Genomic DNA, 15,656 nt, shown 5'->3' with positions numbered 1-15,656 from the left:
CTACGGTTTATTGCGATTCCGCCCTGATTCCAATCGCATCTGCGGAATTCTTACCGTCCGGTAAAATGCGAATGATTTTCTTAAGCCGAACGCGAAGATCGCACCGTTATGACGGGCGCATGACACAGCTTGTTTCCATATCGGCAAGTACTGCTGCCCTCGCCTTCGAATCCCTGCGCATTCCGCAGCGCGTGGCGACGGGTACGGCCGCGCGCGAGGCCCGAAAGATCGCGGAACGCCAACTCAATCACAGCGGCGAAGATCCCGAGGAAACGACCAACATCATCCAGAATACCGAAGTCGCGCTTGATCTCATGACCAAGGGGTATCGGCAGCCACAGGCCGGCTTGCAGCAGGCCTTGCAGTCCTATGAGGATGTCTGAGATTTAAATATTGCTGGGAGGAGCAAGGCCCGCGACTTTGGTCGCGGGCTTTTGTTTCTCAGCGCTTATTTGCCCTGCGCCGACAGCACGTTCAGCACCAGATCGATCTTGCCGGCCTTTTCGAAGGTCAGGGTAACAGGAATTTTGTCGCCCTGCTTGAAGGGCGTCTTTACCTTCTGGAACATCAGATGCAGGTTGCCGGGCGAAAGCTCCACGGTCTGGCCTGCGGGAACCGCAATGCCATCCTTCAGCTCTCGCATCTTCATGACATTGTCCTTCATGGCCATCTCGTGAAGCTGCACCGCGCCGGCATTGGACGACGTGACCGACACAAGGCGGTCATCGGTCGAGCCGTTGTTCTTCACTGTGAAGAAGCCGCCACCAACGGGTTGGCCGGGCAGCATCGCCTTGGCAAAGCCACCGGAGACTTCGAGATCGCCGACTTTCACAACGTCGCCGTCAGCAGCCATGCTCATGGAGCCCATGTCCATGCCCTGCATGTGCTGGTGGTCCTGGCCGGCAGCGGATCCGGCAAAGCCGCAAGCGCAAAGCAGCGCCGCCAAAGCTGATGTCCTCACAATCTTCATCGAATATCTCCTCGCTCTCAAAGCCTTTCCTGGTCAGAATGTCTCAATCTGACCAGGAAAGGCTCTCGGCTGCCGATAGCCAATTCCGCCTGAGAATGCAAAAGCCCATTTGACGCGGACCGCAACCGGCTTTTCAGAGCCGCGACAAAAATTTGTGCAGTCGCGACATTTCGCTTGCCAAGGCCTGCCACCCCCGGATAATTGCCGCAACCTTGTTGGGAGAATCCGGCACACAATGCCGGTGCCGAAGGAGCAACCGCCCCGGAAACTCTCAGGCGAAAGGACCACAAGGGGCAGACGGAACTCTGGAGAGAGGCGTTCTCGAAACGCCCGCCGAAGGGATAACAATCTCAGGCACAGGGACAGAGGGGGCTCAAGGAGACAAGGCGCAGCCGCGCCTTCAGTTTTGAGCCCGCGCCCGGAATTTCCGGCGCAAACCCCGGAGGCGTCGTTTGGACGATACTGCTGCCCTCAAGAAAACCCCGCTTCACGCGCTGCATCTGTCGCTCGGCGCCCGCATGGTGCCCTTCGCAGGTTACGACATGCCGGTGCAATATCCGACCGGAGTCATGAAGGAGCACCTGCAGACCCGCACCGCCGCCGGTCTTTTCGATGTCTCCCATATGGGGCAGGTCATCATCAAGGCGAAGTCCGGCCAGTATGAGGATGTGGCGCTCGCACTCGAAAGCCTCGTACCGGTCGATATTCTCGGTCTTGCCGAAGGACGCCAGCGCTATGGTTTCTTCACGGATGAGAATGGCGGCATCCTCGACGACCTGATGATCACCCATCTCGACGACCACCTCTTCGTCGTCGTCAACGCCGCCTGCAAGGAAGCCGATATCGCGCACCTGCAGAAGCATCTCTCCGACACCTGCGAGATCACTGTCCTCGACCGCGCGCTGATTGCCCTCCAGGGTCCGCGCGCCGTCGAAGCGCTCGCAGAACTCTGGGCCGATGTTGCCGCCATGAAGTTCATGGACGTGCGCCACTGCCGCCTGCACGACGTTTCCTGTCTCGTCTCGCGCTCCGGCTATTCCGGGGAAGACGGCTTTGAAATCTCCATTCCCGCCGACAAGGCCGTAGATGTCACCAACCGGTTGCTCGAGCATCCAGATGTCGAGCCGATCGGCCTTGGCGCCCGTGACTCGCTGCGCCTCGAAGCCGGCCTCTGCCTCTATGGCAACGATATCGACACGACCACTTCACCGGTCGAAGCGGCCATTGAATGGGGCATGCAGAAGGCACGCCGCACCGGAGGCGCCCGCGCTGGCGGCTTTCCGGGTGCAGACCGCATTCTCGGCGAACTAGACAAGGGTGCAACCCGCAAGCGCGTCGGCCTGAAGCCCGAGGGCAAGGCGCCGGTGCGCGGCCATGCCAAGCTCTATGCCGATGCCGAGGGCAAGACAGAGATCGGTGAAGTCACCTCTGGTGGTTTCGGCCCCTCCGTCGAAGGCCCCGTCGCCATGGGTTACGTGCCGGTTTCCCACACGGCAGCAGGCACACAGGTCTATGCCGAAGTGCGCGGCAAGTACCTGCCGGTGACCGTCTCTGCTCTTCCCTTCATCACGCCGACCTACAAACGCTGACCCTATTGCGAGAGGATTTTTCCATGCTGAAATTTACCCAGGAACATGAATGGCTGAAGCTCGAAGGCGATGTCGCGACCGTCGGCATCACCACCTACGCTGTCGAGCAGCTCGGTGACCTCGTTTTCGTGGAATTGCCTGAGGTCGGCGCCACCTTCTCCAAGGATGGCAACGCCGCAACCGTCGAATCCGTCAAGGCAGCTTCGGATGTCTACTGCCCGCTCGACGGCGAGATCGTCGAGGTCAATCCGGCGATTGTCGCCGACCCGTCGCTCGTCAATTCTGATCCGCAGGGTGCCGGCTGGTTCTTCAAGCTCAAGCTCAAGAATCTCTCCGACGCCGATGGCCTGCTCGATGAAGCGGCCTACAAGGAGCTGACTGCGTAATGACGACGCCTACCGAATTCCAGTTCACCGACTATCAGCCCTATGACTTCGCCAATCGTCGTCATATCGGCCCCTCGCCGTCTGAAATGTCGGATATGCTCGGCACCATCGGCTACAAGAGCCTCGATGCGCTGATCGACGCGACCGTGCCGCCAGCCATCCGCCAGAAGGCGCCGCTCCTCTGGGGCGCGCCGATGACGGAGCGCGAGGCGCTCGACAAGCTGCGCGAAACCGCCAACAAGAACAAGGTTCTGACCTCGCTCATCGGCCAGGGCTATTACGGCACGATCACACCGCCGGTCATCCAGCGCAACATCCTGGAAAACCCGGCCTGGTATACGGCCTACACGCCTTACCAGCCGGAGATCTCTCAAGGGCGTCTCGAAGCGCTCCTGAACTACCAGACGATGATCTGCGACCTGACGGGCCTCGACGTCGCCAACGCCTCGCTGCTTGACGAGGCAACTGCTGCTGCCGAAGGCATGGCCATGGCTGAGCGCGTCTCCAAGTCAAAGGCCAAGGCATTCTTCGTTGATGCCGACTGCCATCCGCAGACGATCGCGCTGATCCGCACCCGCGCCGAACCGCTCGGCTGGAGCGTCATCGTCGGCAATCCCTTCACCGATCTCGATCCCGTCGATGTCTTCGGCGCGATCTTCCAGTATCCGGGTACGCACGGCCATGTGCATGATTACACTGGCCTGATCTCCCGCCTGCACCAGACGGGCGCGATCGCCGTCGTTGCTGCGGATATCCTTTCGCTGACGCTTCTGAAGTCGCCCGGTGAAATGGGCGCTGATATCGCCATCGGCTCCTCGCAGCGCTTCGGCGTTCCCGTTGGCTACGGCGGTCCGCATGCCGCCTATATGTCGGTCAAGGACGCCATCAAGCGCTCCATGCCCGGCCGCCTCGTCGGCGTTTCCGTCGATGCGCGCGGCAATCGCGCCTACCGCCTGTCGCTGCAGACCCGCGAACAGCATATCCGCCGCGAAAAGGCGACGTCGAACATCTGCACCGCGCAGGTTCTGCTCGCCGTCATGGCCTCCATGTATGCTGTCTTCCACGGCCCGAAGGGCATCAAGGCAATCGCCCAGCAGGTTCACCAGAAGGCCGTTCTCATGGCCAAGGGCCTGGAAAAGCTAGGCTACAAGGTTGAGCCGGACACATTCTTCGACACGATCACCGTCGATGTCGGCCACATGCAGGGCCTCATCCTGCGCGCAGCCGTCGCCGAAGGTGTCAACCTGCGCAAGGTCGGCGAAACGAAGATCGGCATGTCGCTCGACGAGCGCACCCGTCCGGCAACGCTCGAGGCTGTCTGGCGCGCCTTCGGCGGCAATTTCCGGATTGCCGATTTCGAGCCGTCCTATCGTCTGCCGAAGGATCTGCTGCGCACCAGCGAATACCTGACGCATCCGATCTTCCACATGAACCGCGCCGAAAGCGAAATGACCCGCTACATCCGCCGGCTCTCCGACCGGGATCTCGCGCTCGACCGCTCCATGATCCCGCTCGGCTCCTGCACGATGAAGCTGAACGCGACTGCCGAAATGCTGCCGATCACCTGGCCGGAATTTTCCGACATCCATCCGTTCGTGCCGGCCGACCAGGCGCTCGGCTACCGCGAAATGATCGATGACCTGACGGAAAAGCTCTGCGCAGTTACCGGCTACGACGCTTTCTCCATGCAGCCGAATTCCGGCGCGCAGGGCGAATATGCCGGCCTGCTCACCATCCGCAATTACCACATTGCCAATGGCCAGGGTCACCGCGACGTCTGCCTGATCCCGACCTCGGCGCATGGCACCAACCCGGCGTCCGCCCAGATGGTCGGCATGAAGGTCGTCGTCGTCAAGGTGCGTGAAAACGGCGATATCGACCTCGACGATTTCCGCGCCAAGGCGGAGCAGTATGCGGACAACCTCTCCTGCTGCATGATCACCTACCCGTCGACGCATGGTGTGTTCGAAGAAACCGTCAAGGAGATCTGCGACCTCGTGCACAAGCACGGCGGCCAGGTCTATCTCGACGGCGCCAACATGAACGCTATGGTCGGCTTATCCCGCCCCGGTGACATCGGCTCCGACGTCTCGCACCTCAACCTGCACAAGACCTTCTGCATTCCGCATGGCGGCGGCGGCCCCGGCATGGGCCCGATCGGCGTCAAGTCGCATCTGGCGCCTCACCTGCCCGGTCATCCGGAAACGGACGGTCGTTCGGGTGCGGTTTCGGCAGCAGCCTTCGGTTCGGCCTCCATCCTGCCGATCTCCTGGAGCTACTGCCTGATGATGGGCGGCGAAGGCCTGACGCAGGCAACGAAGGTGGCGATCCTCAACGCCAACTATATCGCGGCTCGGCTCAAGGGCGCCTACGACGTGCTCTACAAGTCGGCTGCCGGCCGTGTGGCGCATGAATGCATCATCGACACTCGCCCGCTGGTCGACAGCGCCGGCGTGACCGTCGATGACGTTGCCAAGCGCCTGATCGACTGCGGCTTCCATGCGCCGACCATGAGCTGGCCGGTTGCCGGCACGCTGATGATCGAGCCGACGGAATCCGAAACCAAGGCAGAACTCGACCGCTTCTGCGAAGCGATGCTGGCAATCCGTCAGGAAGCCCGCGACATCGAGGAAGGCCGTTCGGACAAGCTGAACAACCCGCTGAAGAACGCTCCCCATACGGTCGAAGACCTCGTCGGCGAATGGGATCGTCCCTATTCGCGCGAGCAGGCCTGCTTCCCGCCCGGCGCTTTCCGCGTGGACAAGTACTGGTCGCCGGTCAACCGTGTCGACAACGTCTATGGCGACCGCAACCTGATCTGCACCTGCCCGCCCGTCGAGGCTTACGCCGAAGCGGCCGAGTAAAGCTTGAGGCCAGATTCCCTGAGCGCAAGCAAAGGGCTGGACAATTGAAGCCCCTTCCATCACGGGAGGGGCTTTCCTAATTTTGATAGAAATGCACGAAGGAAGGCCACACTCATGCCCCAGGATCAAAGCGAAGCCAGAATGCAGGCACCCTGGTCGAAGCCTGTGCTCATCGCCCTCGAGGAGCCCGGCAAATACATGAACATCGATACCACCCAGGCGGCCTCCTGGGCGATGATCGAGGACTGGCCGACGGAAGACGGTGCCGCACTCGACCAGGCACTGCTGGTCTGCGCCGACGTCATCAAGGGCAAGCGCACCGGTGAGGATGCGCGCAAGGCATTTATCGCCGCCGCAGTCGAAGCGGGCCTCGACGTCAAGGCCTGAGCGAGGCGATCGGCAAAGAGCCGCAGAGACGGATGATTGCGGCTACGCATTCCTGACGGCGAAAAAAGCTGCCGGACTTTTTCGGGACTTTCATCGGTACCGGTGAACCATTTCCGGTTCTGTGCGTATCAACATAGCTGGACACTGCAAAACCAGCCGGGAGAAGGGTTGCCTGCCCCTGTACCGGGCGCCCTTCTCCTGATCTCTCTTATGCGGAGATTAACCTTACCCTCTAACCGTCTATCGAAGCTCCGTTCGCCTGCGAACGTCATTTCTGGTATAGAGATACTACGCCCCTCGTAGCTCAACGTAAGAGCAGCTGTCTGGTTTGCAGCCGATCCAGGTTCGATTCCTCGGCAGGGGCACCAGTTTCCCAGTCCCCTGCTCTCTTTTTTGTGCTGCAGCTTCCAGTGCCGAAGCGCGCCGGTCTAAAGCTTAGAAGCGCTCGCCAACCATTTCCTCGCTTTTCGCCCACAATGCCCTGGCTGTCTCGGGATCGAGCGCGTAGGAGCGCACGCCTTCGGAGACCGGACTGATCTCCGCGTCCGTCACTTCGGAGACGTGGCAATTCTCGCAATATTTGCCGCCAACCGTGTCTGCAGGAGCGACAAAACCTGCCCAGACCGAAGTCGCCGCGCCCTGTGGGATCGTCTTCAATTGGAAGGGTGGCTTTCCCTCGGCGGCGAGTGCAGCATTGATCTGAGTGATCATGCCTTCGATCATGCCAGGATCGAGATGACGGTCGAGCTCCGTCTGGATGCCGCCGGGATGCAGTGCCGTTGCCCGGATGCCGCGCTCCCCAAGGCGACGGTCGAGTTCCACCGCGAAGAGGATATTTGCGGTCTTTGACTGGGCATAGGCGGCCCAGGGTTCGTAAGCCCTGCTCTCGAAATTGAGGTCGTCGAGGCTGAAAGGTGCCATGCGATGGCCTGAGGATGCGACGATCACCACGCGGCCGCCGGATTTGACGAGCGGCGCGATCCGGTTGACCAGCACGAAATGACCAAGATGATTGGTGCCGAATTGTGTTTCGAAACCGTCGGCGGTGTGACCGAAGGGAGCGGCCATGACGCCGGCATTGGCAATGACGACATCGAAGGGCCGCCCATCCGCAATGAGCGCATCGGCGCAGGCTCGTACGCTTGCCAGAGAAGCAAGATCGAGCTCGACGATCTCAAGGCTGCCTCCATCGGCCGCACCGGCGCGAACGACTTCCGTTGCCGCCTTCGCTTTTGCAAGGTTACGTGCCGTACCCACCACCTGCGCCCCATGGGCTGCCAGCCCCCGTGCGGTCTCCACGCCAAGGCCGGCCGAAACGCCCGTCACCAGAACACGCTTGCCCTTGAGATCGACGTCGGCAAGCACCTCGTCGGTGGTCGATGTCGCGCCAAAAAGTCCACTCATGATTATCTCCTTGATCATGGACGCACCGCTCCGGACTGGTGGACCATTGCCCGCCGGCCTCAAATGGAATAAAAGGAGGATGCCTCCAGTTAAATACGGAGGGTGCCTCCGCTTATCAAGGGGACTTCAACGGAAATGGCCGAAAAAAGTGGCGGGTCCACCGTCCGAAAGCCGCGTGCGGATGCCGAACGCAACCGCCTTCTGTTGATGGAAACGGCAAAGACCGTCTTTGCCGACAAAGGCTCCGGCGCCACCCTGGAGGAAATCGCCCGCCTCGCCGGCGTTGGCATTGGTACGCTCTATCGCCATTTCCCAACACGCGATGCGCTGATTTCCGCCGTCTATCGCAATGAGACTGCCCAGCTTGCAGCTGCGGCCGGGAGCTTGTCCGAAACGCATCCGCCTGTCGAAGCGCTTCGCCTGTGGCTGGTGCAGTTCGTCGATTATGTCGTGACGAAACACGGCATGTCCGAGCTGCTGGATTCGCTCGTTGGAGGCACGTCCGAGCTCTACGCCGATTCCGTTACCCCGATCACCGATGCCGTCAATCTGCTGATCGACCGCGCCACTGAGGCCGGCGAGATCCGCCTGACCATGGACCCGCTCGACCTTCTTCGGGCGATTGCCGGTGGCGCAAGCATCAGCAGCGGCCCGGCTTGGAAGCAAGCGGCACGGCAGCTCATCGATATCCTGATTGCAGGTATGAGAGCCGGCCGCTGAGACTTCCGTGCCATTGCGGCACAGCCGCCGCAGATCCCCTCGCCTTTCGCTAACCGAAGCCGTTCAGCATTCCCTAAATCCTTGCCGGTACAACGCTTGATGTCCGGAAACAGGGAAACGGTCGATGAGCATTTCTGCAATCACGCATACGGCGCTTTCGGGAATGCTGGCGCAGACGAAGCGCGCGGGCGCGATCGCCAACAATGTCGCCAATGCGAGCACACCGGGCTACGGCCGGCTCAACACCAGCTTTCAGTCTGTTGAACCCACCGGCGTTCAGGCAAGTGTCAGCGAGACGGACCAGGACGTGGATTTCGCGACCGAACTGACCGACCTTGTCGAAACAGAACGGAGCTACAAGGCCAATGCTGCGGTCTTCGAAACCGGCGCCGATCTCTGGGATGTGCTGATGAGCATCAAGCGCGATTAAAGCGCTCTCCTGCTTTATACGATCGAATAAGCCACCGAACCGAGCGCCACCGCGCCGAAGGCGATCAGCATATAACTCGTCGCGCGGCCGACTTTGGCCGTGAAATCGGTCGAGAGCCGGTCTCTTGCAAGGCTGACGGCACCGCTCAGACAAAACCACCACAACAGCGATCCCATGAAGACGCCTGAGACGATCATCGCCGAGCTGAAGCGACGCGTCTCTTCGGTCAGACCGAGGCCGGCAAACAGCGCCCCGAAGGAGAGGATCGTCGCCGGATTGGAGATGGTTAGCAGGAAGGTCGAGATGGTTGTGTGCAGGAAGTCGGCCGCCTTGATCTTTGCCGCCTTAATCTTTCCCTTGTTCTTCAGTCCCCGCCACCCGAGCCAGAGCAGCATCAGCCCGCCGCCAAGCGCCAGCGGAATGGTGGCCATCGACATGGTTTCGGAAAAGACGGCAATCCCGGCTACTGCGACCAGCGCGTAGGTCGCATCGCCCAGCGCCGTTCCCAACCCGCCGGAAAAACCGTACCAGAACCCCTTCTCGAGGCTTCTGTTGATGCAGAGCGTTCCAATCGGCCCGAGAGGCGCGGTGATGATGACGCCTAGCAGGGCGCCTTTCAGGAATAGAAAGAGCATTGTCCGCTTTTCTTCTTCTTGGTCGCTTGCCGGTCTCGGACAGGCTCGTCAAAATCAAAAGGCCGCCAATTATGGCGGCCGTCAGGCAATTTCAATGAAAAACTGCTAGTGCTGCGCCGGAACCACGGCGTCGCCGCGCGCGGCAAGGGCTGCCAGATCGGCGGGCTTCAGCTCGACGGATTCACCGCAACCACAGGCCGATGTCTGGTTCGGATTGGTGAAGATGAAGCCGGAACGCAGCGTCGTTGTTTCGAAGCCGAGTTCGGTGCCGAGCAGATAGAGAACGGCCGACGGCTCGATCCAGACCTTGGCGCCGTCGCGCTCGATCAGGTCGTCCTTGGCATTGGGTTCCGTCACCATGTCGATGGTATATTCCATCCCGGCGCAGCCACCTTTCTTGATGCCGACGCGAATGCCCTTGGCATCCGGCCCGCCATTGCCGACGATAGCCTTCACGCGCTCTGCGGCGGCTTCCGTCATGCTCATTACTGCAAAGCCCATGGGCTCAATCTCCTTCCACAACCGGGGTCAAGATCCGGTGCTTGGTGATTCAATGTAGTCGCCGCGAGTAAACGGATCAATACCGGCCGATCAATACCAGCCAACGGCGACCTGCGCCTCCTCGGACATACGGTCCGGCGTCCACGGCGGATCGAAGGTCATGGCGACCTCGACGCCCGACACGCCCTCGACGGCGCCGACGGCATTTTCCACCCAGCCCGGCATTTCGCCGGCAACCGGACAACCGGGTGCGGTCAACGTCATCATGATCTTCACCATGCGGTCGTCTTCGATGTCGATCTTGTAGATGAGGCCGAGCTCGAAGATGTCAGCCGGAATTTCCGGGTCGTATACGGTCTTGAGAGCGCCGATCACGTCGTCGCTGAGACGCGCCAGTTCCGCTTCGGGAATGCTGGAATGCACGATGCCTTCGCGCACGTCGATCTTCTCTTCATTCAGGCTCATGGCTTCTTCCTCAAGCAAAGAACTTGCGCGCATAGTCGAGCGCATCTGCAAGCGCATCCACCTCGGCGCGGGTATTATACATGCCGAACGATGCACGGCATGTGGAGGTCACGCCGAAGCGTTTCAAGAGCGGCATGGCGCAATGCGTGCCGGCGCGAACGGCGACACCCTGGCGGTCGATCACCATAGAGACGTCATGGGCATGGATGCCCGCAAGCTCGAAGGAGAAGATGGCGCCCTTGCCCGGCGCATTGCCGAAGACACGCAGCGAATTGACTGCCTTCAGCCGCTCTTCTGCGTAAGCCGTCAGGCCCGCCTCGTGGGCTGCGATATTCTCGCGGCCTACCTTATCCATATAGTCGAGTGCATAGCCGAGCCCGATCGCCTGCACGATCGGCGGCGTGCCGGCTTCGAACCGATGCGGCGGATCGTTATAGGTGACGATGTCTTCGCTGACTTCGAAGATCATCTCGCCGCCGCCCTGGAATGGCCGCATCTCCTTCAGCCGGTCCTTCTTGCCGTAGAGCACGCCGATGCCCGAGGGTCCGTAGAGCTTGTGGCCGGTCATGACGTACCAGTCGCAATCGATATCCTGCACGTCCACAGGCAGATGCACAGCACCCTGTGAACCGTCGATCAGTACCGGAATGCCGCGCTCATGGGCGATGCGGCAAACTTCCTTGACCGGAACGATGGTGCCGAGCGCATTCGACATATGGGTGATCGCGACGAGCTTGGTCTTGTCGGTCAGGCTCTTCTCGAAATCCTCGATATGGAAAGCGCCCTCGTCATCAACAGGCACCCAGACGAGCTTGGCGCCTTGCCTCTCCCTGATGAAATGCCACGGCACGATATTGGAGTGATGCTCCATGATCGTCAGTACGATCTCATCGCCCTCGCCGATCTTGGGCATGCCCCAACCGTAGGCGACGGTGTTGATCGCCTCGGTCGAGTTCTTGGTGAAGACGATGTCATCAACCGAAGGCGCGTTCAGGAAGCGGCGGACCTTTTCGCGCGACGCTTCATAGGCTTCCGTCGCCGCATTCGAGAGGTAGTGAAGGCCGCGATGCACATTGGCATATTCATGGCTATAGGCATGCGAGATCGCGTCGATCACCGCCTGCGGCTTCTGTGCGGAGGCGCCGTTGTCAAGATAGACCAGCGGCTTGCCATGCACCTTCTCCGCAAGGATCGGGAAATCCCTGCGGATGGCTTCGACATCATAGGCGGTTGCCGGCACGATCTTGTCCATGGCGATATCCGATCAGGCGTGCTTTTCCAGCCAGGCCGAAATGACGCCTTCCAGCGCCTCGACCAGGGCTTCGTCTTCCAGTTCCTCAACGATCTCAGCAACGAAGGCGTTGACGAGCATGGCGCGCGCCTTGTTCTCCGGAATACCGCGCGCCATCAGATAGTAGAGATGGTTATGGTCGATATCGGCAACCGTCGCACCATGGCCGCACTGCACGTCGTCGGCGAAGATTTCGAGCTCGGGCTTGACCGAGAATTCGGCGTCGTCGGACATCAGCAGCGTGTTGCAGGCCATCTTGGCATCGGTCTTCTGGGCATCGGGCGCGACCCGGATCATGCCCTGGAAGACGCCCTTGGCGCGATCGAAGACGACGTTGCGGATGACTTCCGTCGAGCCGGTGTGCGGCACGTCGTGGCCAAGCACCATCGTTACGTCGGTGTGCGTGTCGGCGCCGAGCAGGTTGATGCCGCGCAGCGTCAGATCGGCGCCCTCGCCCGTTACTTTGATATTCAGTTCCTGGCGCACCAGCTTGCCGCCGGCATTGATGACGAAGAGCTTCAGCTTGGCGTCAGCGCCGAGATCGACGCGGATCTGGCCGAGATGCGTATCCTCGGCCCCCTGCTGCTGCAGGATGATCCAGGTCAGCTCCGTGCCCTGCCCCACCGTGATGTCACTGACATGCGACACGAGTGCTGCATTATCCGTCACCGACTGGTGACGCTCGATAACGACGCCCTTCACATTGGCACCGAACGTGACCGGCAGACGCGTATGAATATCGCCGCCCGCATGGATGAACTGGATTTCCAGCGGCTCTTCGAGCTCGGTGCCATCGGGCACGTCGACGACATAGCCGTCCTTGACGAAGCTGCCATTGATGCGGCCTACAGCGTCGTCATTGCTCAGCGCGTCGAGGCGGGTAGCGGCCGAACCATCGATCAGCTTTTCGGAATAGAGAGAAACAGAGAGGTCACCGGCCGAGGACTTACCGGCGGCCTTGCCCTGGATCACGGACAGAACCGGAGAACCCTCGACCAGCGGTTCCAGCGCTTCAGAGCCAGCATCGCCTGCCTGGACCGGAACGTTGCGCAGCAGGTTCTTCAGGTCCGTGTAGTGCCAGGCCTCGATGCGGCGCGTCGGCAGACCCTGCTTCTTCAGGTCGTCGAGCAGCCGGTCGCGCAGCGCGGTGACTGCGCCATTGCCCGGCAATTCGCCGATCTTCTCGTTGAAGGCTTCGATCAGCGCCGCTTCGGCCGCAGTCAGACGGCTCGTCGTTTGCATATTCATGGACGTCGTCCTTTCCGCCACGCTCAGGCTGCGGCGCCGATGATGTCGGCGTAACCGTTGGCTTCCAGTTCATGGGCCAGCGTCTTGTCGCCGGACTTGATGACCTGGCCCTTGTAGAGAACGTGCACGGTATCCGGTACGATATAGTCGAGCAGGCGCTGGTAGTGGGTGATCACGATAACGGCGCGGTCCGGCGAACGCAGTGCGTTGACACCATCGGCCACTACCTTCAGGGCATCGATATCGAGGCCGGAATCGGTTTCGTCGAGCACGCAAAGCTTCGGCTCAAGCAGCGCCATCTGCAGGATTTCGGCGCGCTTCTTTTCGCCGCCGGAGAAACCGACGTTCAGCGGGCGCTTCAGCATCTCGGTGTTGATCTGCAGCTTGGCGGCAGCGTCCTTGACGCGGCGCATGAAGTCGGGCGTCGTCAGCTCGTCTTCGCCGCGCGCCTTGCGCTGCTCGTTCATCGCCACCTTCAGGAACTGCATGGTGGCAACACCCGGGATTTCGACCGGATATTGGAAAGCGAGGAAGATGCCCTTGGCCGCACGCTCGGCCGGATCGAGCTCGAGAATGCTCTCGCCATTATAAAGGATGTCGCCCTCGGTCACTTCATAGTCTTCACGGCCGGACAGCACATAGGAGAGCGTCGACTTGCCGGAGCCGTTCGGACCCATGATGGCGGCAACTTCGCCGGCCTTCACGGTCAGGTCCAGGCCACGGATGATCTCAGTGCCGTCTTCGGCGATGCGGGCATGAAGGTTCTTGATTTCAAGCATCTTTGGTTCCTGTTCATACAGCGGGTTCAAGTGCCGCTTTGGTTGACCGTTCTCACCGGTCTCGATCCGTCATCCTCGGGCTTGTCCCGAGGATCTAAGCCTTCAATTGTAATCGCTCCACTCCCGTGTATTGGGATGTGGTCGATAGATATTCTCCATTTCATCGATCCGCTCGTAAAGGTCCATCCAGGTCGGATTGAGCTCCTCTACGAGCTTGATTTTCCATTCGCGCATATAACGCTTCAGAGATTTTTCCCGCTGGATCGCCAACACGATGTTCGGATGGTTTTCAAACCAGACGAGGTTCTTTGCTCTGTATTTCTGCGTAAAACCCTTCTGGATTTCGTTGCGATGTTCCCAAATGCGTCCGTGCAAATCGCTTGTGACGCCGATGTAGATCACACCTCGTGGCTTGTCGGACATCATGTAGACGAAACCACTCATCACTATCTCCGGCCATAGCAGATCCTCGGGACAAGCCCGAGGATGACGGAGCCGTAATTAGCCGACGCTACCCTCCAGCGAGATGCTGATCAGCTTCTGCGCCTCGACGGCGAATTCCATCGGCAGTTCCTGCAGGACTTCCTTGACGAAGCCGTTGACGATCAGCGCGATCGCAGCCTCCGTCGGGATGCCGCGCTGCAGGCAATAGAACAGCTGGTCTTCGGAGATCTTCGAAGTCGTCGCCTCGTGCTCGAACTGCGCCGTCGAATTCTTCGCCTCGATATAGGGCACCGTATGGGCGCCGCACTTGTCGCCGATCAGAAGCGAGTCGCACTGGGTGAAATTGCGAGCGTTCGAAGCCTTGCGGTGAGCCGAAACCTGGCCGCGATAGGTATTCTGCGAAACGCCGGCGGCAATGCCCTTGGAAACGATGCGGCTCGACGTGTTCTTGCCGAGATGGATCATCTTGGTGCCGCTGTCGATCTGCTGATGGCCGTTGGAAACGGCGATCGAGTAGAACTCGCCGCGGCTATCGTCGCCGCGCAGGATGCAGGACGGATACTTCCAGGTGATGGCAGAACCGGTCTCGACCTGCGTCCAGGAGATCTTCGAACGATCGCCGCGGCAATCGCCACGCTTGGTGACGAAGTTGTAGATCCCGCCCTTGCCGTCCTTGTCGCCCGGATACCAGTTCTGGACCGTCGAATACTTGATTTCGGCATCGTCGAGCGCAACCAGTTCGACCACAGCGGCGTGCAGCTGGTTTTCATCGCGCTGGGGTGCTGTGCAGCCTTCGAGGTAGGACACGTAAGCGCCTTCCTCGGCGATGATCAGCGTGCGCTCGAACTGGCCGGTATTCTTCTCGTTGATGCGGAAGTAGGTGGAAAGCTCCATCGGGCACCGCACGCCCTTCGGCACGAAGACGAACGAGCCGTCGGTGAAGACCGCCGAGTTTAGCGTCGCATAATAGTTGTCGGTCGTCGGAACGACAGAGCCAAGGTACTTCTGTACCAGCTCGGGATGTTCGCGGATCGCTTCCGAGATCGACATGAAGATCACGCCGGCCTTCTTCAGCTCTTCCTTGAAGGTTGTCACGACGGAGACGGAATCGAATACCGCATCGACGGCAATCTTCGGCTTCTCGACGCCGGCCAGGATCTCCTGTTCCTTCAGCGGAATACCAAGCTTCTCATAGACCTTGAGGATCTCAGGATCGACTTCGTCAAGCGATTTCGGACCCGGCGTGCTCTTCGGCGCGGCGTAATAATGGATCGCGTTGAAATCGATCTTCGGATAGTCGACGCGCGCCCACGTGGGCTCATCCATCGTCAGCCAGCGCTTGTAGGCTTCGAGACGCCATTCGAGCATCCATTCCGGCTCCTGCTTCTTGGAGGAGATCAGGCGGATGATGTCTTCGGAAAGGCCCTTGGGCGCCTTGTCCATTTCGATGACGGTTTCAAAGCCGTATTTATACTGGTCCACGTCGATCTGGCGGACGCGATCGACCGTTTCCTGGACAGCAGGCATGTCACTCTCCAATCTC

General features: G+C 60.3%; 16 protein-coding genes, 1 tRNA gene, 1 pseudogene and 1 riboswitch. Of the genes and pseudogenes, 8 read left to right on the top strand and 10 right to left on the bottom strand.

The genetic code is table 11. The features are described from left to right. Positions 1-119: 119 nt before the first annotated feature. A complete protein-coding gene (locus tag H4W29_RS33605; RefSeq protein WP_192733162.1) occupies positions 120-383 on the top strand; it encodes a hypothetical protein in 264 nt (87 codons plus the stop codon). A 65-nt stretch (positions 384-448) separates the two neighbouring features. On the opposite strand, the pseudogene H4W29_RS33600 reads toward H4W29_RS33605, so the two are convergent. After that, positions 449-916: pseudogene (locus tag H4W29_RS33600) on the bottom strand (copper chaperone PCu(A)C); the annotation flags it as partial. A 259-nt stretch (positions 917-1,175) separates the two neighbouring features. Continuing rightward, a riboswitch (glycine riboswitch) is annotated at positions 1,176-1,267 on the top strand. 155 nt (positions 1,268-1,422) lie between these two features. Here H4W29_RS33600 and gcvT point away from each other — a divergent pair. From gcvT to H4W29_RS33575, 5 genes are all read left to right on the top strand, one after another. Next, positions 1,423-2,559, top strand: a complete 1,137-nt coding sequence (gene gcvT, locus H4W29_RS33595) for a glycine cleavage system aminomethyltransferase GcvT (RefSeq protein ID WP_192733160.1) — start codon at positions 1,423-1,425, stop codon at positions 2,557-2,559. Positions 2,560-2,582: 23 nt separating this feature from the next. Beyond that, a complete protein-coding gene (gcvH, locus tag H4W29_RS33590; protein ID WP_029868842.1) occupies positions 2,583-2,945 on the top strand; it encodes a glycine cleavage system protein GcvH in 363 nt (120 codons plus the stop codon). Further along, positions 2,945-5,809, top strand: a complete 2,865-nt coding sequence (gene gcvP, locus H4W29_RS33585; protein WP_192733159.1) for an aminomethyl-transferring glycine dehydrogenase — start codon at positions 2,945-2,947, stop codon at positions 5,807-5,809. The genes gcvH and gcvP overlap by 1 nt, the downstream gene beginning before the upstream one ends. Positions 5,810-5,950: 141 nt before the next feature. Beyond that, positions 5,951-6,196: a DUF982 domain-containing protein gene (locus H4W29_RS33580; RefSeq protein ID WP_192733287.1), complete on the top strand. Its 246-nt coding sequence runs from the start codon at positions 5,951-5,953 to the stop codon at positions 6,194-6,196. Between the two features lie 292 nt (positions 6,197-6,488). Next, positions 6,489-6,564: transfer RNA gene (locus H4W29_RS33575), tRNA-Thr, on the top strand. A gap of 67 nt (positions 6,565-6,631) precedes the next feature. On the opposite strand, the gene H4W29_RS33570 is transcribed toward H4W29_RS33575, so the two are convergent. Further along, the gene (locus tag H4W29_RS33570; protein ID WP_192733158.1) at positions 6,632-7,600 is read right to left on the bottom strand and encodes an SDR family NAD(P)-dependent oxidoreductase; all 969 of its coding nucleotides are present in this window, start codon (positions 7,598-7,600) and stop codon (positions 6,632-6,634) included. A gap of 135 nt (positions 7,601-7,735) precedes the next feature. On the opposite strand from H4W29_RS33570, the gene H4W29_RS33565 reads away from it, so the two are divergent. Both H4W29_RS33565 and H4W29_RS33560 read left to right on the top strand, forming a co-directional pair. Beyond that, the gene (locus tag H4W29_RS33565) at positions 7,736-8,320 is read left to right on the top strand and encodes a TetR/AcrR family transcriptional regulator (RefSeq protein ID WP_192733157.1); all 585 of its coding nucleotides are present in this window, start codon (positions 7,736-7,738) and stop codon (positions 8,318-8,320) included. Positions 8,321-8,444: 124 nt separating this feature from the next. Beyond that, entirely contained in the window at positions 8,445-8,750 is a 306-nt protein-coding gene (locus tag H4W29_RS33560) for a flagellar basal body protein (RefSeq protein ID WP_192733156.1), read from the top strand. Positions 8,751-8,764: 14 nt separating this feature from the next. On the opposite strand, the gene H4W29_RS33555 is transcribed toward H4W29_RS33560, so the two are convergent. The 8 genes from H4W29_RS33555 to sufB form a co-directional block, all read right to left on the bottom strand. Continuing rightward, complete coding sequence (locus tag H4W29_RS33555) at positions 8,765-9,385, bottom strand: LysE family translocator (RefSeq protein ID WP_192733155.1); 621 nt, start codon at positions 9,383-9,385, stop codon at positions 8,765-8,767. 105 nt (positions 9,386-9,490) lie between these two features. Then, a complete protein-coding gene (gene sufA / locus H4W29_RS33550) occupies positions 9,491-9,886 on the bottom strand; it encodes a Fe-S cluster assembly scaffold SufA (RefSeq protein ID WP_007826159.1) in 396 nt (131 codons plus the stop codon). Between the two features lie 90 nt (positions 9,887-9,976). Continuing rightward, the gene (locus H4W29_RS33545; protein WP_007826160.1) at positions 9,977-10,351 is read right to left on the bottom strand and encodes an SUF system Fe-S cluster assembly protein; all 375 of its coding nucleotides are present in this window, start codon (positions 10,349-10,351) and stop codon (positions 9,977-9,979) included. 10 nt (positions 10,352-10,361) lie between these two features. Beyond that, positions 10,362-11,603, bottom strand: a complete 1,242-nt coding sequence (locus tag H4W29_RS33540) for a cysteine desulfurase (protein WP_192733154.1) — start codon at positions 11,601-11,603, stop codon at positions 10,362-10,364. A 12-nt stretch (positions 11,604-11,615) separates the two neighbouring features. Beyond that, the gene (gene sufD, locus H4W29_RS33535) at positions 11,616-12,890 is read right to left on the bottom strand and encodes a Fe-S cluster assembly protein SufD (RefSeq protein ID WP_192733153.1); all 1,275 of its coding nucleotides are present in this window, start codon (positions 12,888-12,890) and stop codon (positions 11,616-11,618) included. A 23-nt stretch (positions 12,891-12,913) separates the two neighbouring features. After that, a complete protein-coding gene (gene sufC, locus H4W29_RS33530) occupies positions 12,914-13,669 on the bottom strand; it encodes a Fe-S cluster assembly ATPase SufC (protein ID WP_192733152.1) in 756 nt (251 codons plus the stop codon). Positions 13,670-13,771: 102 nt separating this feature from the next. Continuing rightward, positions 13,772-14,113, bottom strand: coding sequence for a GIY-YIG nuclease family protein (locus H4W29_RS33525; protein ID WP_192733151.1), 342 nt, complete (start codon positions 14,111-14,113; stop codon positions 13,772-13,774). A 57-nt stretch (positions 14,114-14,170) separates the two neighbouring features. Then, positions 14,171-15,640, bottom strand: coding sequence for a Fe-S cluster assembly protein SufB (gene sufB, locus H4W29_RS33520; RefSeq protein WP_192733150.1), 1,470 nt, complete (start codon positions 15,638-15,640; stop codon positions 14,171-14,173). Between the last annotated feature and the right edge of the window lie 16 nt (positions 15,641-15,656).

Source organism: Rhizobium viscosum, from assembly GCF_014873945.1.
GTDB lineage: Bacteria > Pseudomonadota > Alphaproteobacteria > Rhizobiales > Rhizobiaceae > Rhizobium > Rhizobium viscosum.
The sequence above is the reverse complement of the archived record's forward strand: the minus strand, read 5'-3'. Positions and strand labels throughout refer to the sequence as shown.